This window comes from Maribacter sp. C-4077 (assembly GCF_055378385.1).
This window is the reverse complement of the sequence record NZ_AP038807.1, coordinates 2,853,618-2,878,912: the sequence shown is the minus strand read 5'-3', so window position 1 is coordinate 2,878,912 and position 25,295 is coordinate 2,853,618. Positions and strand designations below refer to the sequence as shown.

General features: G+C 42.6%; 21 protein-coding genes. 9 read left to right on the top strand and 12 right to left on the bottom strand.

The genetic code is table 11. The annotated features are described in order from the left end of the window. Positions 1-18: 18 nt before the first annotated feature. From ACZ41C_RS12430 to ACZ41C_RS12415, 4 genes are all read right to left on the bottom strand, one after another. The gene (locus ACZ41C_RS12430) at positions 19-1,698 is read right to left on the bottom strand and encodes a BACON domain-containing protein (RefSeq protein ID WP_464561832.1); all 1,680 of its coding nucleotides are present in this window, start codon (positions 1,696-1,698) and stop codon (positions 19-21) included. A 96-nt stretch (positions 1,699-1,794) separates the two neighbouring features. Next, the gene (gene guaB, locus ACZ41C_RS12425) at positions 1,795-3,267 is read right to left on the bottom strand and encodes an IMP dehydrogenase (RefSeq protein WP_138257559.1); all 1,473 of its coding nucleotides are present in this window, start codon (positions 3,265-3,267) and stop codon (positions 1,795-1,797) included. A gap of 226 nt (positions 3,268-3,493) precedes the next feature. Further along, complete coding sequence (locus ACZ41C_RS12420; RefSeq protein WP_464561831.1) at positions 3,494-4,360, bottom strand: IPT/TIG domain-containing protein; 867 nt, start codon at positions 4,358-4,360, stop codon at positions 3,494-3,496. 12 nt (positions 4,361-4,372) lie between these two features. Next, positions 4,373-6,469, bottom strand: coding sequence for a TonB-dependent receptor plug domain-containing protein (locus tag ACZ41C_RS12415; RefSeq protein WP_464561828.1), 2,097 nt, complete (start codon positions 6,467-6,469; stop codon positions 4,373-4,375). A gap of 99 nt (positions 6,470-6,568) precedes the next feature. On the opposite strand from ACZ41C_RS12415, the gene ACZ41C_RS12410 reads away from it, so the two are divergent. The 5 genes from ACZ41C_RS12410 to ACZ41C_RS12390 all read left to right on the top strand — a co-directional run bounded on the left by ACZ41C_RS12410 (position 6,569) and on the right by ACZ41C_RS12390 (position 14,213). After that, a complete protein-coding gene (locus ACZ41C_RS12410; protein ID WP_464561825.1) occupies positions 6,569-7,504 on the top strand; it encodes a DUF6607 family protein in 936 nt (311 codons plus the stop codon). Positions 7,505-7,507: 3 nt separating this feature from the next. Next, positions 7,508-8,998 carry an ankyrin repeat domain-containing protein gene (locus ACZ41C_RS12405; RefSeq protein WP_464561822.1) on the top strand — a complete coding sequence of 497 codons (1,491 nt, stop codon included), beginning with the start codon at positions 7,508-7,510 and terminating at the stop codon, positions 8,996-8,998. Between the two features lie 96 nt (positions 8,999-9,094). Beyond that, positions 9,095-9,580, top strand: a complete 486-nt coding sequence (locus tag ACZ41C_RS12400) for a DUF2271 domain-containing protein (protein ID WP_464561818.1) — start codon at positions 9,095-9,097, stop codon at positions 9,578-9,580. 9 nt (positions 9,581-9,589) lie between these two features. Next, the gene (locus tag ACZ41C_RS12395; protein ID WP_464561816.1) at positions 9,590-11,788 is read left to right on the top strand and encodes a PepSY domain-containing protein; all 2,199 of its coding nucleotides are present in this window, start codon (positions 9,590-9,592) and stop codon (positions 11,786-11,788) included. A 202-nt stretch (positions 11,789-11,990) separates the two neighbouring features. Beyond that, entirely contained in the window at positions 11,991-14,213 is a 2,223-nt protein-coding gene (locus tag ACZ41C_RS12390; protein WP_464561813.1) for a TonB-dependent receptor family protein, read from the top strand. A 28-nt stretch (positions 14,214-14,241) separates the two neighbouring features. Here ACZ41C_RS12390 and ACZ41C_RS12385 read toward each other — a convergent pair whose 3' ends face one another. Further along, positions 14,242-15,111, bottom strand: coding sequence for a hydroxymethylglutaryl-CoA lyase (locus ACZ41C_RS12385; RefSeq protein WP_464561809.1), 870 nt, complete (start codon positions 15,109-15,111; stop codon positions 14,242-14,244). A 53-nt stretch (positions 15,112-15,164) separates the two neighbouring features. After that, positions 15,165-15,785 (bottom strand): LysE family translocator, encoded by a 621-nt coding sequence (locus tag ACZ41C_RS12380; RefSeq protein WP_464565754.1) that lies wholly within the window; start codon positions 15,783-15,785, stop codon positions 15,165-15,167. A gap of 337 nt (positions 15,786-16,122) precedes the next feature. Here ACZ41C_RS12380 and ACZ41C_RS12375 point away from each other — a divergent pair, with 337 nt between their 5' ends. Then, complete coding sequence (locus ACZ41C_RS12375) at positions 16,123-16,545, top strand: Dabb family protein (protein ID WP_464561808.1); 423 nt, start codon at positions 16,123-16,125, stop codon at positions 16,543-16,545. 6 nt (positions 16,546-16,551) lie between these two features. On the opposite strand, the gene ACZ41C_RS12370 is transcribed toward ACZ41C_RS12375, so the two are convergent. Both ACZ41C_RS12370 and ACZ41C_RS12365 read right to left on the bottom strand, forming a co-directional pair. After that, positions 16,552-17,592 carry a quinone-dependent dihydroorotate dehydrogenase gene (locus tag ACZ41C_RS12370; protein WP_464561805.1) on the bottom strand — a complete coding sequence of 347 codons (1,041 nt, stop codon included), beginning with the start codon at positions 17,590-17,592 and terminating at the stop codon, positions 16,552-16,554. 77 nt (positions 17,593-17,669) lie between these two features. After that, the gene (locus tag ACZ41C_RS12365) at positions 17,670-18,116 is read right to left on the bottom strand and encodes a hypothetical protein (protein WP_464561803.1); all 447 of its coding nucleotides are present in this window, start codon (positions 18,114-18,116) and stop codon (positions 17,670-17,672) included. A gap of 69 nt (positions 18,117-18,185) precedes the next feature. Between ACZ41C_RS12365 and pepT the strand changes: the two genes are divergently transcribed. Then, positions 18,186-19,412 (top strand): peptidase T, encoded by a 1,227-nt coding sequence (pepT, locus tag ACZ41C_RS12360; RefSeq protein WP_464561801.1) that lies wholly within the window; start codon positions 18,186-18,188, stop codon positions 19,410-19,412. A gap of 4 nt (positions 19,413-19,416) precedes the next feature. Next, complete coding sequence (locus tag ACZ41C_RS12355) at positions 19,417-20,016, top strand: YdeI/OmpD-associated family protein (RefSeq protein WP_138257545.1); 600 nt, start codon at positions 19,417-19,419, stop codon at positions 20,014-20,016. An 18-nt stretch (positions 20,017-20,034) separates the two neighbouring features. On the opposite strand, the gene ACZ41C_RS12350 is transcribed toward ACZ41C_RS12355, so the two are convergent. The 4 genes from ACZ41C_RS12350 to nusB all read right to left on the bottom strand — a co-directional run bounded on the left by ACZ41C_RS12350 (position 20,035) and on the right by nusB (position 23,259). Continuing rightward, the gene (locus ACZ41C_RS12350) at positions 20,035-21,384 is read right to left on the bottom strand and encodes a Gfo/Idh/MocA family protein (RefSeq protein ID WP_138257544.1); all 1,350 of its coding nucleotides are present in this window, start codon (positions 21,382-21,384) and stop codon (positions 20,035-20,037) included. 93 nt (positions 21,385-21,477) lie between these two features. Continuing rightward, positions 21,478-21,765 carry a preprotein translocase subunit YajC gene (gene yajC / locus ACZ41C_RS12345; protein WP_138257543.1) on the bottom strand — a complete coding sequence of 96 codons (288 nt, stop codon included), beginning with the start codon at positions 21,763-21,765 and terminating at the stop codon, positions 21,478-21,480. Positions 21,766-21,794: 29 nt separating this feature from the next. Next, on the bottom strand, positions 21,795-22,265 hold the full coding sequence (locus ACZ41C_RS12340) for a DUF1573 domain-containing protein (RefSeq protein ID WP_138257542.1): 471 nt from the start codon (positions 22,263-22,265) through the stop codon (positions 21,795-21,797). A 43-nt stretch (positions 22,266-22,308) separates the two neighbouring features. Further along, positions 22,309-23,259: a transcription antitermination factor NusB gene (nusB, locus tag ACZ41C_RS12335; protein ID WP_464561798.1), complete on the bottom strand. Its 951-nt coding sequence runs from the start codon at positions 23,257-23,259 to the stop codon at positions 22,309-22,311. 243 nt (positions 23,260-23,502) lie between these two features. On the opposite strand from nusB, the gene ACZ41C_RS12330 reads away from it, so the two are divergent. Then, positions 23,503-25,254: an ABC transporter ATP-binding protein gene (locus ACZ41C_RS12330; RefSeq protein WP_464561796.1), complete on the top strand. Its 1,752-nt coding sequence runs from the start codon at positions 23,503-23,505 to the stop codon at positions 25,252-25,254. Positions 25,255-25,295: the final 41 nt, after the last annotated feature.

Here is a 25,295-nt window from a genome sequence, read left to right as displayed (position 1 = left end):
AGAGGATATCAGTTGACCTTAATCAACAGATATAGTGGAAATACCCCATCTAACTGCCGAGTTGTTCTCCTCGTTAGCCCTGACTATTACGTAAAACTCAGAACCTGTGGAATTAAAAAAGCCAAAATACCCGTGAGACGCAAAAAGGGAAAAATTGCCATTCGTATCCGTTCCTAAAAATTTTGGCAACTCTATTTCGCCTTGAAAGTTGTAAAAATCTTCTGTGTATTTTCTAACAACACTACCAGGTTTATAATCCCAATTCCATAATCCTTCGTCTACAATAGTATATATTACATTTGCTTCTGCATGGGAATCCATAGTCGTAATGCGTTTTCCCTGTTCACCTAATAATTTTCCACTATAGGTCATGTCATTCGTTTGATTCTCTGAAGCGTTAAATACATTCCTGGCCCTGGAAAACAATTTATCCCCAGATTCAGATATCCAAATATTACCGCTAAATTCAAAATCACCGTGATATGGAGAATCGTAAAGATAATGTGCAGTCCCTCCAGAAATGTCATACTTTTCAAAATCGGATGGGGAAAGACCGTTATCTGCGCCATAAATATAACTGCCGCTAGGATGCAACTTGGCCCTCGTCCCCGCATAAATGGTATTTCCTGTGTTTTGTGTCTCATTTCCAGTGGACAAATCAATACACCTAATACGTTCATGCTGATCTACACGTGGAAAGGCATATGCCCAATTGTTTGGTCCCAAAACAATATCAAATACGTCCGTTGTGACGCTGTACATTTGAATCAATTCCATAGATGATAAATTTATATAGGAAATATATCCATCATGACCAACTACGGCTAAATTACCATCTTGACTAATAGATACGCTGGTAGGCGGTAAGTTCAAATCCAATGATTGAATTCCCTGAGAAACTGGATTAATATTAAGAATTTGGTTTGGAAATTCTGAAACCGCAATTATTTTGTCATAATTTCGATCATATTCAGCATCCACAATTTGACCATTATCCAATATCCATTTTTCCTCTTTATAGGCCTTTATATTGACAGGCAGCTCCAAAGCGTTCTGTTGATTATTTCCAATATTTAAAGAATATTCATAGATATTCGTTTCTAACTCGGTTCTATCAACAGTTGAGGTTACCAAAATAGAATCACCTATAGCCAAAAAACCTGAGTTTGGAGAAACTGTTAAATAATCATTTTGATTGTTAATGGTCCAATTAAAGTCCAAACCACCTGAATTTTTAATGTAAAACTCGGTTGAATCTTCTTGATAATCAAATTCCAGAATGCTCTTTGATATGGCCATTTGAGAAATTTGAGGAGTTTCTATAAATACCGATACATCCATCAACTTTTTACCAGCCGAACTTGAAATTATTTCTACCGAACCAGTGTTCCAACCAACGTTTAAACCGGAAACCTCCGTGGTAACCAAAATTTCATCAATCGTACCGTCCAAAATACCACTGGAAGGAGAAAAAGAAATCCAGTTTGGCTTACTACCTATTCGCCACTCGAGTCTTCCTTCAGGTTGGGAAGAAATAAAAATGGTACCTGATTCACCTTGTAACAACTCCAAATTGTTCGGAGAAACTATCAATTGTAGATCTTTGCCTATCTCTGAATCATTTTCATTAGAACACGATAGGAAAAGGAATATTCCACATAGAAATTTAATTACAAAAAAAGACCTACTTCTGCCCATATAGTTTTATACTAATTTTTTAATCTAACGTGGAATAAGGAAGTATATTTTGAGCAGCTACCACAAGAGTTAATCTTCTATAATAACCCAAATAATCTACCTACTATAATTAGGGGACTCCTTGGTAATGGTCACATCATGTGGATGGCTCTCGTTGATACCGCTCGCTGTAATCTTTACGAATCGACCTGTCTCCTTTAATGTCGCGATGTCCTTGGCCCCACAGTAGCCCATACCAGCCCTAAGCCCGCCAACAAATTGATGGATGCTTTCGAACAAGTCACCTTTATAGGGAACCCTACCCACGATGCCCTCAGGAACCAATTTTTTGATATCGTCCTCCACATCCTGAAAGTAACGGTCCTTGCTACCTTGCTTCATGGCTTCCACGGAACCCATGCCCCTATAACTTTTGAATTTCCTGCCTTCGTAGATAATGGTTTCCCCGGGGGACTCCTTCGTTCCAGCCAAAAGCGAACCTAACATAACAGTGTCCGCACCTGCGGCAATGGCTTTGGGAATATCGCCTGTGTAACGAATACCACCATCTGCAATAACGGGAACCCCGGAACCTTTAATGGCTGCAGCGACCTCCAACACGGCTGAAAATTGTGGAAATCCTACTCCGGCCACGACCCTCGTGGTACAAATAGATCCAGGACCAATCCCGACTTTTACGGCATCGGCACCGGCCTCCACCAAATATTTTGCGGCTTCGCCCGTGGCAATATTCCCCACGATCACATCCAAATCCGGAAATTTCTTTTTGACTTCCTTTAGTATGGTAACCACACCTTTAGTATGTCCGTGGGCGGTATCGATAACAACGGCATCCACACCAGCATTCACCAAGGCCTCCGCGCGATCCACGGCATCCATGGTTACCCCTAAAGCGGCCGCAACGCGCAACCGGCCATACTGGTCCTTGTTGGCAATAGGTTTTTGGGTAAGTTTCGTGATATCCCTAAAAGTAATCAGACCTATTAATTTATTGTTCTTATCGACTACGGGAAGTTTTTCAATTTTGTGTTCCTGTAAGATGTCCTCCGCTTCGGATAGGGAAGTTCCTTCCCCCGCGGTGACCAAGTTCTCCGAGGTCATTACCTCTGAAATGGGTCGGTCATTATTCTTTTCGAACCGTAAATCCCTATTGGTAACGATTCCTATGAGCTTACCTTCATCGTCCACAATAGGTATTCCACCTATACTATGTTCCTTCATGTTGGCCTTGGCATCCTTCACCTTGGAATTCAATGGCATGGTTACGGGATCCAAAATCATTCCGCTCTCAGCCCTTTTGACCTTTCTTACTTTCAGCGCCTGTTGCTCAATGGTCATATTCTTGTGAAGCACCCCTATGCCGCCTTCTTGGGCAATGGCAATGGCCATACGGGATTCCGTAACGGTATCCATCGCTGCTGAAATAATGGGAACGTTTATTGTAATGTTCCTCGTAAATTTTGATTGAATATTGACCTCTCTTGGCAATACTTCGGAATACGCGGGTACAAGCAGTACGTCGTCATACGTAAGACCTTCTCCGAGAATTTTATTTAGGTGGGCTTCCATGCAATTAAGGATTTAATTGCGTGCAAATATACGTTTTTTAATTGGGATAATTCATTCGATAGAAAGGGGTATTCCAACAAAGTAGCTACGAAAGACACACTAAACTTGAAAATCCTAAAAAAGTACTCTATCATTCCTAATTTTTAACTCAAATTAATGTAACCGAAAAAAAAACCGAGCAATCCAAAGAGAATTACCCGGTCGTAAGGATTCCTGACAACCTATTTTATTCCAACGCGGTTTCGCCTTCGTTGGGGTTGTACACATAATTGAAGGTGTAAACCCTGGATTCATCCGAAAATGCATCCGGTTCCGCGGGTGCGTCCCTATAATAACTTATAATCTCAACCTTGGCAAATTTCCCGTCATGGGTCCTAAATACCAAAATCCTGCCCGGTATAGGGGTCACGGTAAAGGTGGCCGGATTGTAATTGTACCATCCTTCGCCGCTTCCCGCAGGTACTGCAAAGGAACCTGCCGCATCCTGATCAAAGGAGAGTCCATCGGCACTTGTGATATCGGAAAAAATCCCATTTTGTACCGTTGCCCCGGCATCGCCGTTCCTCGTTGGCTCCTCATTGGTACCGGTAGCCGTACCGCCATTCACTGCTATGGTCGTACCTCGAAAGGCAATATCCCAATCCGTTTCACTGTCCGTTACGGCCCCAGTCTCAAAACTAAATTTTGTAAAAGGTCCGCCAACGGGTTCGCCCTGCCCCCCTGTTTGTGGGGCTTCTAAATTAGACACTGTGTCCGAAACCAGATTGGACAGCACGGTAAAGGTGGCTGCCGATGTTTTTCTGAACCCGTTTGCCGATATTTCAATCTGTCCCGAAGTTGCCCCGGATGGAACAGTGGTTACAATTTCGGTAGTGGAGACCGAAGTAACTTCGGCGGGAACCCCGTTGAACGAAAGGGAGATATCGGAAGGAAAATCGGTTCCGGTAATTCTAATTTCCGTACCCACGGTGCCGGATTCTGGTGAAATAGTGGTTACCGTAAATTCCGATACCGCGTCGCCATCATCATCGCTACAGGCCATAAAGGAAAAAACCACCATTAGAAAGGTAAAAAGTTTTAACGTTGTTTTCATAAAAATCTAAATTTAAAATGTAATGTTTAATCGAGTGAATAATTGAATACCAGGATTTATCAGAACCTCGTTATCCTGTAAAGCGAGGGGGTTGCTCCCCTTAAAGTCCAAAAGATTGTTAGCCCCTAATTGTAGTTGGTAATGCTTGAAAAGTGTTTTGCCAAAGGATAGGTTCACCAAGGAATACCCATCCACGAAACTGTTGTCAAAATCGTCCAGAAGGTCGTTCCCGTTTCTATCGGTAAGTCCGAACTTGCTCCTATAAACGACCCTTAAATTGGCATTGGCATCCCATTTTGGGATTTCATAAAATACCTTGAAATTAAAGGTGTGGCGGGAACGGTTTTCCAGACCAAAGTACTGGCTTCGCTCCAAACGCACGGTCTGAAGAGTCTCTGGGTCGCGCGCAAAAACGTTCCCTTGTACTAAGGCATCTTCCTGGTCCTTATCATAGGCGAATAGCAGTTGATATCCACTGGAAAGACTCAGGTTTTTAATGCCGTTGAATTTAATATCGGTTTCAAGTCCCTGCGTGTACACCCGTTCCCGATTGATGTATCCAAAAACGTTCTGACCGTTGGTCTTGGAGGCAAGGATTTGGGTGTCGATAAGATTCGTGAAATCGTTGCGGAACAGGTTGACCTCGGTCGTTAATTTTCCCGATTTTAGGGTCAGCCCCAAATTATATCCAATGGAACTTTCCGCATTGAGCCGTTGACCCAATTGAGCAGGATTCACGGCCAAATTGGCAATCTCACCATTTTCCTGCAATCGCTGAATACCCTCTGCTTCCACTTCCTTGCCAAAAACAGAGTACCCCCCACCCGATGCATTGGTAAAATCGAGGTACAACTGCCTAAAATCCGGGGCCTTGAAACCACTGCCAACAGAACCTTTAACGGCAAGGCTTGGCGAAATTTCATACCGCGCCGAAAGTTTAGGGCTCAGTTGGGAATTGTATTCGCTGTGATTGTCAAACCGAAGTCCTGCAATCACATTCAGGCCTTCCAAAGGCGTAAAATCATACTGGGAAAAGACATATTGCGAAAAAAAGGAAACGTTATTAGCGAAAAGGTTTCGCTGTAAGGTTTCCAAATTGCCCCCTACGCCCAGTGTAAAGGTGTTTTCCCCAAATTTTTGGTTAAACCTTACCTCTGGACGGAACAGTTTCTGATTGAAGTCGTTCGCCAAAAGCACCTCATCGGTCAAAATATCCAACGATTCCTCATCGGTTATATAATTGGTATAGTAAAGTTCATACTGTAGATTCGTTTTGGAAGAAGGGTCGTGGTTGGCCCGTACCAATAGGTTTAAATCCTGTTCCATACTGGTACTGGGGGCTACGTCAAAGTCCTGATGAAAGAATCGGCCAGAGACGAAGAAATCAAGTTTTTCCGAAGCATCGTAAAAAAGGCGACCGCTCAACGTGTAGTTGTCAAAAGGATTTACCGTCTGCCCTACATCGCCGGAGGCGAGGTCATAACCATCCGTACTGAGCCTATCCAAAAAAAAGGAATAACCAAGGTCCTCCTTACGTTGGTTGATGCTAAAATTACTGTTATGATGGTTGAACGTGGCCATGCGATGGCTTAGCTGTCCGCTTATTTTTTCAGTCAATGGTTTTTCGGTTATGATGTTAATGACGCCCCCAAGGGCTTCGGAACCAAAGAGACTGCTGGAAGGGCCTTTGACCACCTCGATCTGTTTGATGTTGCCAATGGCGAACCGACTCAGGTCCAAATTACCGGAACTACGCCCAACAACGGGAACACCGTCGATAAGCACCAGGACATAATCCGAGGCAATACCTTGTATCTGTACTCCCTCGCCCCCACCCACCGTGGCATCGGGAGTCATGACGATTCCCGTTTGTTCGTTCAAAATTTCGTTCAACCGAGTGACCCCTGTTTGCTCCAATTGGGTTTTGGGAATCAAGGTAACCGGCAAGGGCAGTGAGGATAATTGTCTAACCGTTCTGGTAGCTGTGACTACTACCTCATCCAAATCTTGCATCAGAATGGAGTCTCTTCTTTCTTCCAACTGCCCTAGGGCGAATGTTAGGTAAAGGGTGAAAAAAATTAACGTTAAATTATTTTTATTTAGACTCATTCTGTATAAATTTGGCTCAAAAATAAATATTATTTTAAATCAGTCTAAATAAACTGAATAAAAAAATCAACGAATCCTAAACTTTAACATCTATAAAAAATGAAAAGAGTACAGTTGTTTACCGTAATGTTCGTTCTGGTGGGAGCGAGCGTTTTTGCCCAGACCAAAAAGGAGAAGGACCAAGAATCCATAAAGGAGATGTGCGGCTGTTTTGAAGTAACCTTCAACTTTGCCGAAACCTTTAATTACAGTCAGGATTCCTTGTACAAACCTTCCAAGACAAAGGTGGATAAAGGTCTGGAATGGGCCCAATTGGTAACTGATGAAGACGACAAGATCGTAATTCAGCATATTCTACAGGTAGGCAATCCAGCAGAACCCATGATCGTAAAACACTGGAGACAGGATTGGTTGTATGAAAACACGGATTTCTATTTATACAATGGTGATAACGAATGGAACTACACCCAAAAACCTAAAAATGTGGTCGCAGGACAGTGGACACAAAAAGTCTATCAGGTAGACGACAGTCCAAGGTATGAAGGGAGTGCCTCTTGGGTGCATGTGGATGGAACCAGTTATTGGGAAAACACAACACCTGCCCCATTGCCCAGAAGGGAATACACGACCCGCGGCGATTACAACCTTACCATGCGCGGTAACCGACATGAAATTACCGCCGATGGATGGTTGCATGATCAGGACAATTCCAAAATAGTCCGTAAGGATGGGGAGGCCGATTTCCTATTGGCCAAGGAAAAAGGGTACAATACCTATGTAAAGGTTCCGGATGCGCGCTGCAAAGCTGCGGCCGATTGGTGGACGGCGAATGATGACAAATGGGCCATGGTACGTGACAAATGGGACGAAGTATTTGCAAAGGATACCGATTTGGTGCTAAAGGAAAAAGTGGACAATAAAGTACTTTACAAGCACTTGTTCGAAGATGAAGTTTCAAGCGCCGATGAAATTGGAGCAATCATAGATTCCTTCGTCACAGAAAAAGATTCCAAGGTAGCCCTTAAAAGTAAATAAGTCATGAAGAACATTTTAAGTGCCATCTTCACGGCAGCATTTTGTTTGGGTTTGGCAGCACAGGAAAACCCTTTTTTGAAAAGGGAATATTGGAACAATAATCCTTCCATAGAAGAAGTTGAGGCTACGATACAGGAAGGACATGACATTACGGAGCGTAACGCCGCCTATTTTGATGGTCCCACCTACGCCATTTTACAAAAGGTAAATACCAAAACCATGGCACATATCGTCGCTAAAGAAGGTAACGGTGTTGCTAAATTGACCCATGATGGCAGAATTTACCTGCACTGGGCCGCGTACGCAGGAAACCTGGAATTGGTCAAATATCTACTCGACCAGGGTTCTGATGCCGCGGCAGTGGACGCCCATGGCTATTCCGTAATCAACTTTGCTGCTAATTCTGGAGTAACGGATACCCAAATTTTTGATGCCCTTCTTGAAAATGGAGCGGACGTAAAAGCAACCACCCACAACGGTGCAAACGCTTTGTTACTGGCATCCTCTGGAGCTGATACTTTTGAGTTGCTCCAATATTTTATGGATAAAGGGCTACCGCTAAACAGTGCGGACGATACTGGTAACGGGGTCTTCCAGTATGCCTCCCGTGGCGGGAATATTTCCGTGTTAAAAACCCTGGCCGAAAAAGGTTTGGAGTACAAAAAAGTGAACACGGAAGGAGAGAATGCCCTCTTCATGGCCGCCAGGGGAACCCGTCGGAAGCAAAACACCAAGGAGGTCTTTGACTATTTGGAGAGCCATGGCCTTTCCAACCAACTGATCAACAAGGAAGGTAGAAATCTGCTGCATTTAATTGCCGCAAGAAATAAGGACCTTCCCTTGTTCGAACATTTTATAGCATCGGGGGTTTCCACAAATTTGAAGGACAAGGAAGGCCAAACCCCATTTATGATAGCTGCATCCGGAAACGTCCTTGAGGTTGTTGAGCTTTTGGCAAAACATGTGGAGGATATAAATCTAACCGATGACAAAGGTAGAAATGCGCTAATGATGGCTTTGGAAAGGAATAATGCCGAGGTGGTCGATTTCCTATTGGAAAGTGGTGGTGACGTAAGCGCATTGGATACCGACGGAAATTCGGTTGCCTATTACCTGATTCAAAATTACAATCCCCAAAATACCGCTCAGTTTGAAGAAAAGTGGAACGTACTTCAAGAAGCCGGTCTAACTATGAGCGAAAATCAGGGTAATGGTAACACGCTGTTGCATCTTGCGGCCAAGGCCAACAACCTGGCACTCTTAAAGCGATTGGAGTATTTGGAAATCGACGTCAATCAAAAAAATGGGGATGGTATCACGGCACTTCACTTTGCCGCCATGTCATCCGATAACGAGGACATGTTAAAGTATTTAATTCAGAGAGGTGCCGATATTTCATCTAAAACCGAATTTGAAGAAACGGTCTACGATCTGGCAAGTGAAAACGAATTGTTGCAAAAGCACAACGTAGCGTTGGATTTTCTAAAAATATAAGTTATAGAATGAAATGAGCCATGACAAGTCTTGATACCTACCGAGATAATTATTGGCGAATTGCATCGGACCTATGAAATACAATAAAGAATACAGATGAAAAAGTTTTTTATCCCGATAATGACCATCGTCAGTTTAGCACTGCTGGCCTTTGGCACTGCCACCGAAACCACTTCCTATAAATGTATGATCCAGCTCACCAATTACGAGGGTGAAGGGGCCTATATCGTGGTGTCCATTTTGGACGGCAAAGGCAACTATGAGGAAACCCTATATGTTCAGGGCGATGACAACGAATGGTACCGTGACCTGGAAGAATGGTGGAAGCATATATATGGCGTCAGGCGGCCTAACATAGATGCTATTGTGGGTGAGACCGTTACGGGCGGCCAGCGCAAAATGACCGTTTTGAACATCCCGACGGATAAAATCGACTCTGGATACAAAATCCGATTCGAATCCGCCGTAGAGGACCAGGAATATTACAAGGACGATCTGGAGTTTGACCTTACCACGGAAAATCTATCGGCCAAAAAGGATGGCAAGGGTTTTATCCGATATGTACGAATGATTCAACAATAAAATACGTGTATGACCATCTCTATTTGGAGGTATAGTCACTTACTTTTGGCCCTATCCACGGGCCTTTTTTTGATTTTGGCGTCCATAACTGGGATTATATTGGCTTTTGAGCCTATACAGGGAGCCTTGAAACCCTATAATATGGTAGCGTTATCGGAAGTGACCCTGGCCGAAACTATAGGTACACTTCAAGCGGAGTACGAGGAGGTTTTGAGTATTGAAATGGATGCGAACGATTTTGTCCTTGCCGATGTACTTACCAACGATGGCGAAGGCAAACGGCTATACATCCATCCAAAAACTGGTGAGTCCCTGGGCGAACCGTCCCCGCAACATCCTATTTTTCAATTTACGACGAACCTGCACCGCTCCCTCTTTTTAAAAAGCGTAGGTCGCTTCTTCGTGGGACTGGTTTCTTTTTTACTTTGCCTTATTACAATTACGGGCCTGGTACTTATCGTAAAAAGACAGGGAGGCATTTCAAAGTTATTTTCCAAGGTCCAAAAGGATTATTTTGAATTGCGATACCATGTCATTTTGGGTCGATGGTTTCTGGTTCCGATTCTCATTTTGGCCGCTACCGGAGCATTTCTATCCGCGGAAAAATTCTCCTTGCTTCCCAGCACGATCGTTGTTCATGAAAGGGTTAAACCTGATGTAGACGTGGACGAATCGGTAAGGCCCCAAGAATTAGACATTTTCAAAACAATTTCCTTGGCCGATGTACGAAACGTAAATTTTCCCTTCACCCCTTTTCCCGAGGATTATTTTGAGATTGCACTCCGGGACAAGGAAATCTATGTCCACCAATATACGGGTGAAATTTTAAGCGAAAAATCCTATCCGTTCACATTCTTGGCAAGCAAACTAAGCCTGACCTTACACACGGGACAAGGTTCAATGCTATGGTCTTTGGTGTTATTACTGGCCAGTGCCTCCCTACTGTTTTTTATCTACTCGGGTTTTGTGATGTGGCGAAATCGCATCCAAAACTCGGTAAAATTTGACCATAAAAATGCCGATGTATGTTCGCATGTCATTTTGGTAGGCTCCGAAACCGGGACCACTTTCGGCTTCGCCAAGTTACTTGAAAAAGCATTTAACAAATTGGGGAAGGAAGTACTTGTTTGTCAACTCAATGAGTATAAAACGTTTAAAAAAGCGGAACATCTAATTATCCTGACGGCGACCTACGGGGAAGGGGACCCTCCCACCAATGCCCGAAAGTTTATGGATTTATTGGAGACCGTACAACAGCCAAATCCGTTGAAATATGCTGTCATCGGTTTTGGCTCCACCCTCTATCCCAACTATTGCAAATACGCCATCGATGTTGAAAAAGGACTGGCTGCAACATCCGGTTTTGAGCAAACGATTCCCCTTTATAAAATCGACAATCAATTCTATGATGCCTTTAGGGAATGGGCCATACAATGGAGCAAAGCGACGGGGGAGCATTTGGAACTTCCGGCAATGGGCATCAAAAATAAAATTCCAAAACTGCATGAATTTGAAGTGGTATCCAAAATCGAACCCAATAGGGACGATACCTTTTTAATCCGACTCAAAGCAAAAGGCAATGCCAAGTTCCAATCTGGGGATTTGTTGGAATACAGACCCACGGAGGATGGAATCCCAAGATGGTTTTCCATTGCCAAACTAGGCCAGGAAATGCTACTGAGCATCAAGAAACACGAATTTGGTATCGTTTCAAATTACCTAGATTCTCTAAAACCCTTGGAAAACCTTAAAGCTGGCATTAAAGCAAATCCCCATTTCCATTTTCCAAAAAAGGCGAAGGAGATTATCTGTATTTCTAATGGTACGGGTATTGCCCCCTTTTTGGGAATCATTGCGGAAAACAATAGGAAAATTCCGATTCACATGTATTGGGGTGGCCGATACAAAACCTCCCTAGAAATCTACACCCCCTATTTGGAGCATCTCAAAAGTGCCGGAAAACTAAAGACCCTAGAAGTGGCCCTGTCACGTACCGAAGGTTCCAATACGTATGTCCAGGACCTTGTGAAACGAGATTCCCAATTCATTTCCAAAAGCCTAAAAAACGGTGCGGTCGTCATGATTTGTGGGGCAATACGTATGCAGAAAGATGTACTGGAAATTCTTGAAAAAAGTACCTTGGAACACCTCGCTACGTCCCTATGCGATTTTGAAGCCAAGGGGCAATTGAAAATGGATTGTTATTAAATACTACGTCGCATAGGCTCACTTCCTTAAAAAAAAACCATATTGATGGATTGGCAAGTTGTTCCCGGTAAACCCCAAAAGCCTTTGGTAAATCATTCAAGGAATAGAAGTCAAATTTATTTTTATTTGTTCTAAATAAGTTTTGCAAATAGAATAGAACCCAATACATTTGCCCAAATTATTTTGAATAAGTCTAATTAAAATGAAAAAGTGCATCGCTATCCCCATTCTCTTACTAAGTATATTCTTGAAAGGGCAACAGCCAACACAAACTACAACTATGGATTCCATCCATTTGAACGAGGTTACCCTAAAAGCCAATGCCATTTTAGGTAGTAAATTCGAGGCAAAGAATAGAACAGGATCGGCTTTTTACATTTCTCCCAAAGAAATCAAGAAATTCAATTATACCGATATCAATCGAACACTTCGTGGGGTACCGGGAGTAAACGTTTACGAGGAGGATGGATTTGGCCTTAGACCCAACATCAGTCTAAGGGGTACCTCTCCTGAGCGAAGTTCTAAAATCACACTCATGGAAGATGGTGTTCTCATTGCACCTGCTCCGTATAGCGCTCCCTCGGCATATTATTTCCCCACCATAGGCCGCATGCAGGCCGTAGAGATACTCAAAGGTAGTAGTCAGGTGCAATATGGCCCATACACTACCGGAGGGGCATTAAATATGATTTCCACGGAGGTGCCAGACAGTTTTGGCATCTTTTTAAATTCGAGCTTTGGAAGCTTCAACAGTGGCCGAATCCATACCCAGGTAGGGGATACGAAAAAAAACTTTGGATATGCCATTGAATACCTGAACTATAATTCCAATGGTTTCAAAGATTTGGACAATGGAGAGAATACGGGCTTTGATAAAAATGACCTGGTCGCAAAATTTAGGGTCAATTCCAATGCCGATGCCAAAGTTCCACAATCCGTTGAATTGAAGTTCCAATATTCCAATGAAGATTCCAACGAAACATATTTGGGACTTACTGAGACCGACTTTTCCCTAAACCCTTTTAGAAGGTACGCGGGCTCTCAAAGGGATGAAATGAATACGGAGCACCTTCAGTTTATGTTGACCCACGTACTTGGATTGGGCAAAAATACCTCACTTACTACTACCGCCTACCTCAATGATTTCAACCGAAACTGGTACAAAATAGATAATGTAACGGTAAATGGTGAGCGACAAAGTATCGCCAATATTATTGAAAACCCGGTCGACCTACAGGCATATTATGATGTCATTAGTGGAAACTCAAATACCACGAATAATGATGTCATTGCCGTAAAAGCCAACAATAGGGAATATCTATCCACGGGTATTCAAACAAAACTGAACCACCGTTGGAGTACCACAAATTCGGTGCACGATTTCGAGTTGGGAATGCGTTACCACTATGATGATGAAGACCGATTTCAATGGGTGGATGATTACGGGATAACCAATGGCATTATGGAACTCGTTACCAATCGTTTGGCAGGAACGGACGCAAATAGAATTAGTGATGCGCGTGCTTTTTCCACCTATACACTTTACAAGCTAAAATACAAGAACCTAACACTTACCCCCGGTATTCGATATGAAAATATTCAATTGGCAAGAACAGATTACGGGAGTAGCGATCCGGAACGTTCAGGTACAAACATTTCCACACGGGAAAATAAAGTAGATGTTTTTATACCAGGCATCGGATTCAATTATAATTTTGATAATGTATCCCTTTTTGGGGGTATTCACAAAGGATTTTCCCCTCCAAGCAATCAGGTTGGGGAAAAACCGGAGGAAAGTGTGAATTATGAATTGGGTACACGTTTTACGTACTCAGGCCTCTCTGGGGAGTTGGTCGGTTTTTACAATGACTATAGCAATCTTTTGGGAAGTGATCTCGCAGCAACCGGTGGTACAGGTTCCTTGGACCAATTCAATGCGGGAGAAGTTATTGTTCAAGGCATTGAAGTACTATTAAACTACGATTTGTTGTCATCCAATACAAATATCTCCATACCCATTACTTTGGGATATACCTTTACGGACACGGAATTCCAGAATAGTTTTGGTAGTGAAAACGATATTTGGGGTACGGTAAGCGAAGGGGATGAATTGCCCTATTTATCAAAACACCAATTAAATGCCGCTGCCAGTATCGAGTATAAAAAATTTGAAGTCCATCTAAACGGACGTTTTAACGGAGCGTTCAGGACCAAAGCGGGAACGGGTTCCATTCCCGCCAATGAGAAGGTCGATTCCAACATAGTTTTGGATTTGGGAACTAAATTTCGCTACAACGATCATATCACGATAACTGCCAATGCAATGAACCTTTTGGATGAAAGGTATGCGGTAGCCCGTGTACCTGCCGGCCTAAGACCCGGTATGCCATTTGGCGTTTTTGGTGGTCTGGAACTACGGTACTAAATTGATGGATGAAACCGAGCATTTTATGCTAGTGGTATTTACCAAATAGCTCCGTTGCCTTGTTGTAAGCGGCCTCAAATACCATCCAGTTTACGTTGGTCTCCGCTTTTTGCGCCGTCAAGTAGGATAACATTTTTTCGGTAGGCATATTACCGGTTAGCTCGTCCTTGGCCATGGGACAACCGCCGAAACCCTGTACGGCCCCGTCAAACCTACGACAGCCGGCCTTGTAGGCGGCATCCACCTTTTCATGCCATTTAGTGGGGGTAGTGTGCAGGTGTGCCCCAAACTCTATGAGCGGATATTTGGGTATTAAATTGGAGAACAGGTATTCGATATTCTCTGGATCCGAAGTTCCCACGGTATCGGAAAGGGAGAGGATCCTGGCACCCATGGAGGCCAATTTTTCCGTCCATTCCCCTACGATTTCCACATTCCATGGATCCCCGTACGGATTTCCAAAACCCATAGAAATGTAGGTGACCACCTCTTTGTTGGCGGCATCGGCAATATTAAAAATCTCCTGGAGCGTTTCTACCGATTGGGCAATGGTCTTATGCGTGTTCCGCATCTGAAAGTTCTCCGATATGGAAAAGGGAAATCCCAAATAATCGATTTCAGTATGCTTTACAGCATCCTCTGCCCCCCGGACATTGGCAATGATCGCCAATAATTTGCTCTTGGTCCTTGAGAGGTCCAATTTGGACAATACCTCGGCCGTATCCACCATTTGGGGTATCGCCTTTGGTGAGACAAAACTTCCAAAATCCAACGTATCAAAACCACAGCTCAATAAAGACTGCAGATAGCGCACCTTCTCATCCGTAGGAATGAAAGTCTTGATACCTTGCATGGCATCCCTTGGGCATTCTATTAGCTTTACCTTGGTGTTGGACATATTGTAAAAATACAAATTGAATGATGAAGATTACCTACAAACATCTCAAAGACTTAACCCAGCAACAAATAAACTGCCAAGCCAACAAAAACTACTATTTGCAGCCATTTTAATACCACGCCAATAACCTCATTCTTCTGAACCAAGGTTCCTATACTACCTGATAAAAACGCAATGCCACCAAACACCAAGGAGGACACGAAAATGAAAAGAAAACCGAGTATATAAAACTGGACTACGGTACTGATATCATCGGAAAAAAGAAAACCTGGAAAAAAGGCAAGGAAAAATATGGTGACCTTTGGGTTCAAAACATTCATAATAAAACCTTGTTTGAATAAGGAAAACATACCTTTCTTTTTGCTTCCGCTTTTATTCAAAGAAATATCACTATTGCTCTTAAACACTTTAAAAGCTAGGTAAAGCAAGTATAAAGCCCCAAAAACCTTTATGCCGTAAAACACGTTTGGGTTATCCTTAATGACCGCGGAAACACCAAAAGCCAACAACGTGGTGTGGACCAAGCAGCCTGTCATGAGTCCGGCCACGGTGGCCAGACCGTATTTTTTACCGTTGACCATACTTTGGATCAGGACAAATATATTATCGGGCCCCGGTGAGATGGCCAATGCGGCCGTCGCGAATGAAAAAGCGATCAGTACGGAATAATTCAAATTTCCCATTTTTTCTCCATCGTTGAAAAATACAAATAATACCAGTTCTGGTTTAGGAATGTGCCAAAATTTACGCTTTTGCTTTTTTCTGTGCCGAAGCCGTGAAGATCGTAAATAGCCCGGACTCTTTGCTATTTTCACAATGAAGGTAAAGGGAAAATGAACAAGTAAATTGGCACCTTCTTAAATTGGAAATGGTATGATACCCTAACCGATTTTTTATATCTTGTTCAAAATTTGGATCCAATAAAACCTTCATCGAGGGAAATTTATTGAAATCCAAATCAGTAGTTAAAGATATGCTCAAATACAGATTCATCAACCTTAAGAATAACAAATGAAAAAATCAATACTATCTTTAGTAACACTTGTAGTTATAGCCCTTGTCAGCTACAGCTTCACCAACAACAATACAAACACAATTACGGAAAACACTATGGAACAGGCTAACGACAGCATTCTTAGACATGTGGTACTTTTTAAATTCAAGGATGGAACTTCTGCCGAGGATATTAAAAAAGTGGAAGATGCCTTCCATGCCCTGCCTTCCAAGATACCCCAAATTGCGGGATACGAATGGGGCATAAACAATAGTCCGGAAGGTTTGGACAAAGGTTTCACCCATGTGTTCTTTTTGTCCTTTAAAAGCGAGGAGGATAGGGCCATTTATCTACCACATCCTGATCATAAGGCCTTTGGGGCCGTCCTAGGCCCGTATTTGGACGATGTGCACGTGATGGATTATTGGACTTCCAACTAAAGTTTTCTAAACCTCTTCCGCCAGGATCGCTTGGTTTATTTTCTTGACCAAGATGGGTCCCTCATAAATAAAACCGGTCCACAATTGGACCAAGTCGGCCCCCGCACGTAGTTTTTCCAAGGCGTCCTGTGGTGCGTGGATGCCCCCTACCCCAATAATTGGGAAGGCTTTGTTACTACGTTCCACTAAAAACCGGATGACCTCGGTACTTTTATCCTTCAAGGGCTTACCGCTAAGGCCACCGGCCTCTTCCAAGAGCAGTCCGTGGGATTTGAGGTTTTTTCGCTCGACCGTCGTATTGGTGGCGATCACCCCATCTATTTTGGTATCGGCCACAATATCGATGATATCCAAGAGTTGGTTGTTGGTAAGGTCCGGAGCGATTTTCAATAAAATTGGTCTACGTTTAACGGACCTATCGGTAGCCATCTTCTTGTTGGTCACTTCCAATTCCCTTAAAAGCCTTGTCAAGGGTTCCTTATCCTGAAGTTCCCGTAAGCCCGGGGTATTTGGTGAGCTTACATTCACCACAAAATAATCCACATAATCAAATAGGGCATCAAAACAAATCATGTAATCCTTAATGGCCTCGTCGTTGGGTGTGACCTTGTTTTTACCGATGTTACCCCCGATCAAGACCCTATGCTCGTTTTTCAATCGTTCCACCGCCTCAAAAACACCCTCATTGTTAAAGCCCATCCTGTTGATGATGGCACTATCTGCCTTCAAGCGAAATAACCGCTTTTTAGGGTTTCCGTCCTGCGGTTTTGGTGTCAACGTCCCTATTTCCACAAACCCGAAACCAAAATCCGAAAGTTCATTGTAGAGGACGGCGTTCTTGTCAAATCCTGCGGCCAGACCAACCGGATTTTTAAATTTAAGGCCGAAAACCTCGCGCTCCAATCGTTCGTCCTCCAAGGTGAAGACTGGTTTAAGTAGCCCTAAAAGTCCCACTTTTGAAATGATCTTGATCAACGCAAAGCTAAAATGATGGACCTTTTCAGGGTCGAATAAAAACAGGATTGGCCGTATTACCGATTTATACATCTTGGGTTGGATTTTTGCAAAAATACAAAGTGCGAACTTCATAGTCCTGATGTCATCCCCTTAAAATTCAATCCTGCCTATTTCTGTTTTGGGGGAATGCTATCGGAATACACTTTTGGTGTTATCACAAAAGGGGAACGGGAGGCTTCATGACAAAGATCCAAATATAATTGGTACTGTTTCGGATTCAATAATGCGAGTAACTTTTTGTCTATCATGGATTGAACCGACTGCATGCTATCCATGACATTGCGGTACTTTAAAGCCAATTGATTCAATTCCTCCACCGTATTTTGTGGGTGCCTATTATAAACATTTTCAAGCTGAACGTTCAATATCTCATTTCTATATTTCAACTCGGCCGATAGATTCAAAAGCTCCTGTTTTTGAACATCGTTCATCTGGAAAATATCCGCAAGCGAATCGTTTTCAGTGATTCCCACCCCCAGAAGACAATCTGCCTGGGACCTAACCGAAAAGGAAATCAGAACCAAAAAAAAAGTATTTAAAGCTTGAAACCGCATGGAAACATTGATTATTAACGGATGACGAAAATACAATATAAAAGCTATTTTTGGATAAAAACCGAAGATATGAAAGACGTAATGTCGCGTTTTTTGGATTATGTGAAGATAGACACCCAAAGCGACCCAAACTCCAAATCCACTCCAAGCACCCAAAAACAATGGGACCTGGCACACAAACTTGTAAGTGAATTAAAGGAAATAGGGATGACCGATGTATACATCGATGAAAGGGCCTACATCATGGCGACACTTCCCAGCAACCTGGATTACGAGATACCCATCATTGGCTTTATATCCCATTTTGACACTTCGCCTGATTTTTCAGGGACACATGTAAACCCACAGATCATCAAGGAGTATGATGGAAAGCATATTGTGCTGAATCCTGAAAAGGGCATTGTGCTTTCCCCGGATTATTTTGACGATTTACTCCAATACAAAGGACAGACCATCATCACTACCGATGGAACTACGCTGCTTGGTGCCGATGACAAGGCGGGAATCGCCGAAATCATAACGGCCATGGAATATCTTATCAACCATCCGGAGATAAAACATGGAACGATAAAAGTAGGGTTTACCCCAGATGAGGAAATTGGCCGTGGCGCCCATTATTTTGATGTGGAAAAATTTGGTGCTGACTGGGCCTACACCATGGACGGGAGCCAAATAGGGGAACTGGAATACGAAAACTTTAACGCCGCAAGTGCAAAAATCAGTGTCGCGGGAAAAAGTGTCCATCCCGGCTATGCCAAGAACAAAATGGTCAATGCATTGCTCATCGCCAATAAAATCATTTCCATGCTACCCGAAGCGGAGGTTCCCGAAAAGACTTCGGGAAGGGAAGGATTTTTTCATGTGCACCACGTGCAGGGTGAAATTGAACATGCGGAGATCCAATTGATAATTCGGGATCATTCCAAATCCCGTTTTGAGAAAAGGAAACAACTTCTGCAGGATATCGTTTCACAACTCAATGCCGTCCATAAAGATGCCATTGCTTTGGAAATCAAGGACCAATATTTCAATATGAAGGAAAAAATAGAACCCGTTTTTCATATTGTTGAAATTGCCAAGGAGGCCATGGAATCCGTTGGCATAACGCCAATTATTAAACCGATCCGTGGCGGTACGGATGGTTCCCAACTGAGCTTTATGGGCCTACCTTGCCCCAACATTTTTGCCGGGGGACATAATTTTCACGGCAAGTACGAGTATGTTCCGGTGGAAAGTATGGAGAAGGCCGTGGCCGTAATCGTTAAAATTTGCGAACTTACAGCTACCAAAAGTTGAGATCATGGAAATATCGGAAAAACTGGATGTATTCTTTTCAGAGGAACATATTTTTAATTCGGCCGTTTTACGATTAAGGAGCCTAATTTTGGAATCGGGATTGGAAGAAACCTACAAATGGAGTTTTCCTACCTACACCTTGGATAACAAGAATGTAGTGGCCATTGGGAAATTTAAAAATCATTTTGCTATTTGGTTCTTTAATGGCGGTCTCCTCAAAGACCCCTATAATCTTCTGGAGAATGTCCAAGAAGGGAAGACCAAGGCCATGCGCCATTGGAAATTTAATGGTGAGGACGAAATAGATGCCGAAAAGATTAAAGAATATATTGACGCAGCTATTGCAAATCAGAAAAAAGGAATTGAGATAACACCCATAAAAAAGAAACAAACCGCCGAACTCATTTTACCGGAATTACTTCAAAAGGCGCTGAACAACAACCCTGAAGCAAAAAAAGCCTTTGACTCCCTTTCACAGACAAAACAGCGGGATTATGCTTTGTATATAAATGAGGCCAAAATGGAAAAGACGAAAATTTCCAGATTGGCCAAAATTCTTCCTATGATTTCAGTCGGCAAGGGTCTTAACGACCAATATCGTTAACCATTCACCACCAAGGAATTAGATCATGGGCAGTTTCCAACCATTTTGATAGTTGGCCATCAAGTATTGATTCGCTTCCTCGTTCTTGAACTTACCGGATGAATCGTCCCAATAAATTCGGTTACCTGTTTTAAAGGCCGCGTTGCCCATGTGAGACACCAAAGCGGCATCATAGCCTACCTTGATCGGTGCAGTTAGCTTGGAAGCATCCCTACTCTTTACGGCCTCCATAAAGTTTTGGGTGTGTAGGTCCAACCCGCTTTGACCGCCATTATCGAACTTCATGGCTTCCATTTTAGGAATACCATCCTTGCCCCAACCTTGGAACTCCGTTTCGGGAATCACTTCCCAACCTTGCCTGTCCAACACCAAGGTCCCATTGTTTCCAATAAATGCGATTCCGTGGTTCCTTCCATAGTTACCTCCATCTATCCCTGTGGCATGTTCCCATAAAATCGAGAATCCATCGTACTCATAAACTGTTTGTAGGGTATCGGGAGTTTCAGAGGCATCATCCGGATAGGCAAACTTCCCTCCCAAAGCCATTACGGACTTAGGTGTGCTGGCCTTCATTCCGTACAAGGCATAATCGATCAGGTGTACGCCCCAGTCCGTCATAAGGCCACCTGCGTAATCCCAGAACCATCTAAAATTGAAGTGGAAACGATTTGGATTGAAGGGCCTTTGGGTGGCGGGCCCCAACCACATATCATAGTCAACCCCTGCAGGAGCGGTACCATCCGGTACAATGGGCACGGGTTTCATCCAACCTTGATAGGCCCAGGCCTTTGCCAACCTGATTTCGCCCAATTTACCGGAATGCACAAAATCAATGGCATCCACAAAATGGGGCTGGCTACGCTGCCATTGCCCTATTTGGACCATGCGATCGCTGGCCCCAACATAGTTTAACATGATATTCGCCTCCTGAACGGAATTGGCAATGGGCTTTTCACAATAGACATCCTTACCTGCCTGTAATGCATCGGTCAATTGCAAACAATGCCAATGGTCCGGCGTTCCAATAATTACCACATCAATATCCTTGTTTTCCAACAGTTTTCTATAGTCCTTGTACCATTTGGGCTTTTTGATACCGGCCTTTTCCAAATCGGCAGTACGCTTTTGCAATACGGTTTCATCTACATCGCATAGACCAATAACATTGATGTCGCTCATTTTAAGAAACGACGAAAGGTCCGAAAACCCCATACCATTGCAACCTATGAGCCCCACATTTACGGTGTCATTGGGACCAACTTTCTTTCTCATGGCCGCCAAAAGCTCCATGGGAAACATAAATGTAGCTCCTGATACGAGCAAACCTGCTGTACTCTTTTTAATAAATTCTCTTCTATTACCAAACATGTCCTTTTATTTTGTTGCTTGAATATAGGAATTTTAAACAAAAAAAAGCACCAATTTTTCTTTGGTGCTTTTCAATTTATTCATGAGGTAAGGTTATTTCTTTTCGGGAGCATTTAGCTTTTTGCTCATTTCCATAGAAATGGCAGACCTGTCGAATTTAAGCTTTCCGGCCATTGTTTCCAAAATGCAGGAAAAATCCTTATCGTTCAATTCAACGACCTTACCGTGCAATCCGCTCTTTGTAATTACCCTATCTCCACGTTTTAACTCCGCAGCAAATTTCTTCTCGTCCTTTTGTCTCTTCATTTGTGGTCTTATCATGAAAAAATAAGCTACCACAAAAATCAAAATCATTGGAAGAAACTGTCCAATATCACCCATATAAATATTCTTAATTTATGTAATCCAATTTATTTTACTGGTCCAAGCGGAGCGGCCCCTTTTGGATTCACAAAAGCCTTTATCCTTAAAAGTTCAGAACCTTTTTCGGTATTTGCAGTAACCGTAATGGTTTTTGTTACTTGGTTTTGTCCTGATCCGTTGAACTTGACGACCAATTCACTGGACTCTCCCGGTGCAATTGGATCTTTTGGTGGGTTTGGCACTGTACAGCCGCAGCTACTCTTTGCATCAGTAATGATTAGGGGGGCGTTACCTGTATTGGTGAATTTAAAGGAAGTCTCCTGAGGCGTTCCTTGTTCAATGGTACCAAAATCATGTTCGGCCTTTTCAAAAGTCATCACCGGAACTGCCTTGGCGGCCTCGTCCCTAACAGCGGCTTCGGCCACATTATCGGATTTAATTTTACTGGAAGCATTTTCCTTACATGAAGTGAATGCGAACATCGCAACTACGCCAGCGGCAAAAACTACTTTTTTCATTATTGATTTTTTTTAGATTGAAACAAAATTAGAAAATATTTTTTTATAACAGACCACGGCCCATTTTATTAAGCTTTCCTTCTTTTTTATATTCTTTCACGAGCTTGTCCAAAATACCATTTATGAAAATGCTACTTTTTGGGGTGGAATACTCCTTTGCTATTTCCAAATACTCATTAATGGTGACACGCTCCGGAATGGAAGGAAAATTGAGCAGTTCGCAAATGGCCATCTTCAATAATATCGAATCGACATCTGCAATACGGTCTTTATCCCAGTTTGGGGTCTTGCCCTCGATTTCCTTTTCCAACACCTCGTTTTTCAACAACGTCTTTTTCAGTAATTTATTGGCAAAGTCCATATCCTCCTGATCCTTTAACAGTTTGGGAAGAAAGAATTTAGGGTTTTGGTTAGGTTTTACCTTTTTAAATTGTTTCACCAAGAAGGTATTTACAATGGGCAAATCGTCAACCCAAGTTAGTTTATTGTCCTCAAAATAATCGTAAATCTTGTCGTTGGGTGCGACCACCTCCTTGAATAAGGAAATTATAAAGTCTTTGTCCTGTTCATAGCTTCCATCCGGTTTTGCCATGTATTCCTTATAGATTTCGCTCTCAATGATGGATTTATAAATAAGCCTAACATATTCCTCGTTCAAGTACCAATTGTCCAATTTCCTTTTGGAAAGCTCCTCTTTGACCAAGACGTTATCCTTGATCTGAAGCAGCAATCCGTTGTTTACGAACTTTGACTTGTTGGGAAACTTATTATCTGTTTCATCGGAAAGATACTTTTTTGAGGAGAGGTTCAATTGTTCCGAAGCTTTTTGTTGAATCTCGATTAAAAGACTTAGCCAAAGCAGATAAAGTGTGTAGGTATTCTCTATGCTTACCGCTAAAAATTTCTCCTGTTTTTGAAGTGAATCATCCTTGGATTGGATAAGGGCGTAAATGCACTGCATCACTTTTACCCTAATATGCCTTCTTGTAAGCATGTAAAGAACTTTTGTATTGATGAATAATTTCTGGGCAAAAGTACGGATCTATTTAAGTCGCAACCAAACCATTTGAAGCTAATTTTACAACTTTCCTTTTCCTAAATTCCAATGCAATACCTAGATTCTGTCAATTGGGATGCCCTTTAATTAAATACTAGCCCAACTTAGGAATTATATAACAGTTGAATCGTGGTCAAAAAACCTATCTTTGAAAACTTAAAACTACGACCCAAACACTTCATGAAGGAACTTAGGCACCTCAACAAATACTTTAAAAAATACTGGCTTAAACTCTTCGTGGGGATTCTTATCACCATCATCGCAAGGGTATTTCAATTGGTGATGCCTTCCTATGTGAACAAGATAATTACCGTGGTAGAGCAGTTTTTGGACGCTAAACTCCCCAAAACGGAGGCCACCTCCTTGCTTTTGGAGTATATCTTAATAATCGTGGGCGCCGCTCTTTTATCCGGTTTTTTCACGTTTTTAATGCGGCAAACCATCATCAACGTATCCCGTTATATTGAATTCGACCTTAAAAATGAAATTTTTGACCATTACCAAAAGCTAAGTCTCAACTTTTATAAAAAGAACAGAACCGGTGATTTGATGAACCGTATCAGTGAAGATGTAAATCAGGTTCGCATGTATGCGGGTCCCGCCATTATGTACGGTATTCAGACGCTTACACTGTTCGTATGTCTTGTTCCACTCATGTTCATTAAAGCCCCTACCCTGGCGGCCTACACGCTACTACCGCTACCCATATTGTCCGTACTTATTTATAAAATCAGTAAGGTAATCCACAAAAGGAGCACCATTGTTCAGCAATATCTATCCACCCTCTCCACATTTACCCAAGAGACGTTTTCAGGGGTTTCCGTCATAAAGGCCTATACCTTGGAGCCACAGACCAATCAAGAATTAAAGGTCCTGGCTAACGAGGGCAAGGACAAAAGTATGAGCTTGGCACGTGTCAACGCATGGTTCTTTCCGCTAATGATTCTGCTAATTGGCATAAGCAATATTCTTGTTATATATATAGGTGGTGTACAGTATTTGAACGGGAAAATTGGTGTAGGACTTATTGCTGAATTCATTCTTTACGTCAATATGCTTACGTGGCCAGTGGCCATCGTGGGATGGCTTACATCCATTGTGCAAACTGCCGAAGCCAGTCAGAAAAGAATCAACGAGTTTTTGAACCAAAAATCCGAATTGAAAAATGGAAGTCTGGAACTCAAAAATGTTGCAGGCAAAATAGAGTTCAAGGATGTCAGTTTTACGTACGAGGATACCGAAATCAATGCCTTGAAGCAAGTATCTTTTACTATAAATCCAGGAGAAACCATTGCAATTTTAGGTAAAACAGGCTCCGGAAAATCTACAATTTTGGATTTGGTAGCCCGATTATACGATGTCTCATCCGGGGAAATACAAATAGACGGGAAGCCTATCCAAGTCTATGACACTACCAGTTTAAGACAGGCGATCGGTGCCGTTCCCCAAGATGCCTTTTTGTTTTCCGATAGCATCAAGAACAACATCAAATTCGGAAGAGTGGACGCAACGGACGAGGAAATCATTTCCATTGCAAAGGATGCGGTCGTACATGAGAACATCATGGGGTTTTCCAAAAAATATGATACAGTTTTGGGGGAACGGGGAATCACTTTGAGCGGTGGCCAAAAGCAACGGGTTTCCATAGCAAGGGCCCTATTGAAAAACCCAAAGATTTATTTGTTCGATGATTGCCTTTCGGCCGTGGATACTGAAACGGAGGAAGAAATCCTCACCAACCTGAAAAAAGTTTCCAAGGAAAAGACTACCCTAATTGTAAGTCACAGGGTTTCATCTGCAAAGAACGCCGATAAAATCTTGGTCTTGGATGATGGCAGGCTGGTTCAAGAAGGAACGCATGACGAATTAAACGCGGTACATGGCTATTACCAAGAGCTTTATAAGAACCAGCTATCGGATAAAGAAAACTAAAATTTTGTTGCCGAATAACTATTTTTTTTCCATTTTTGATA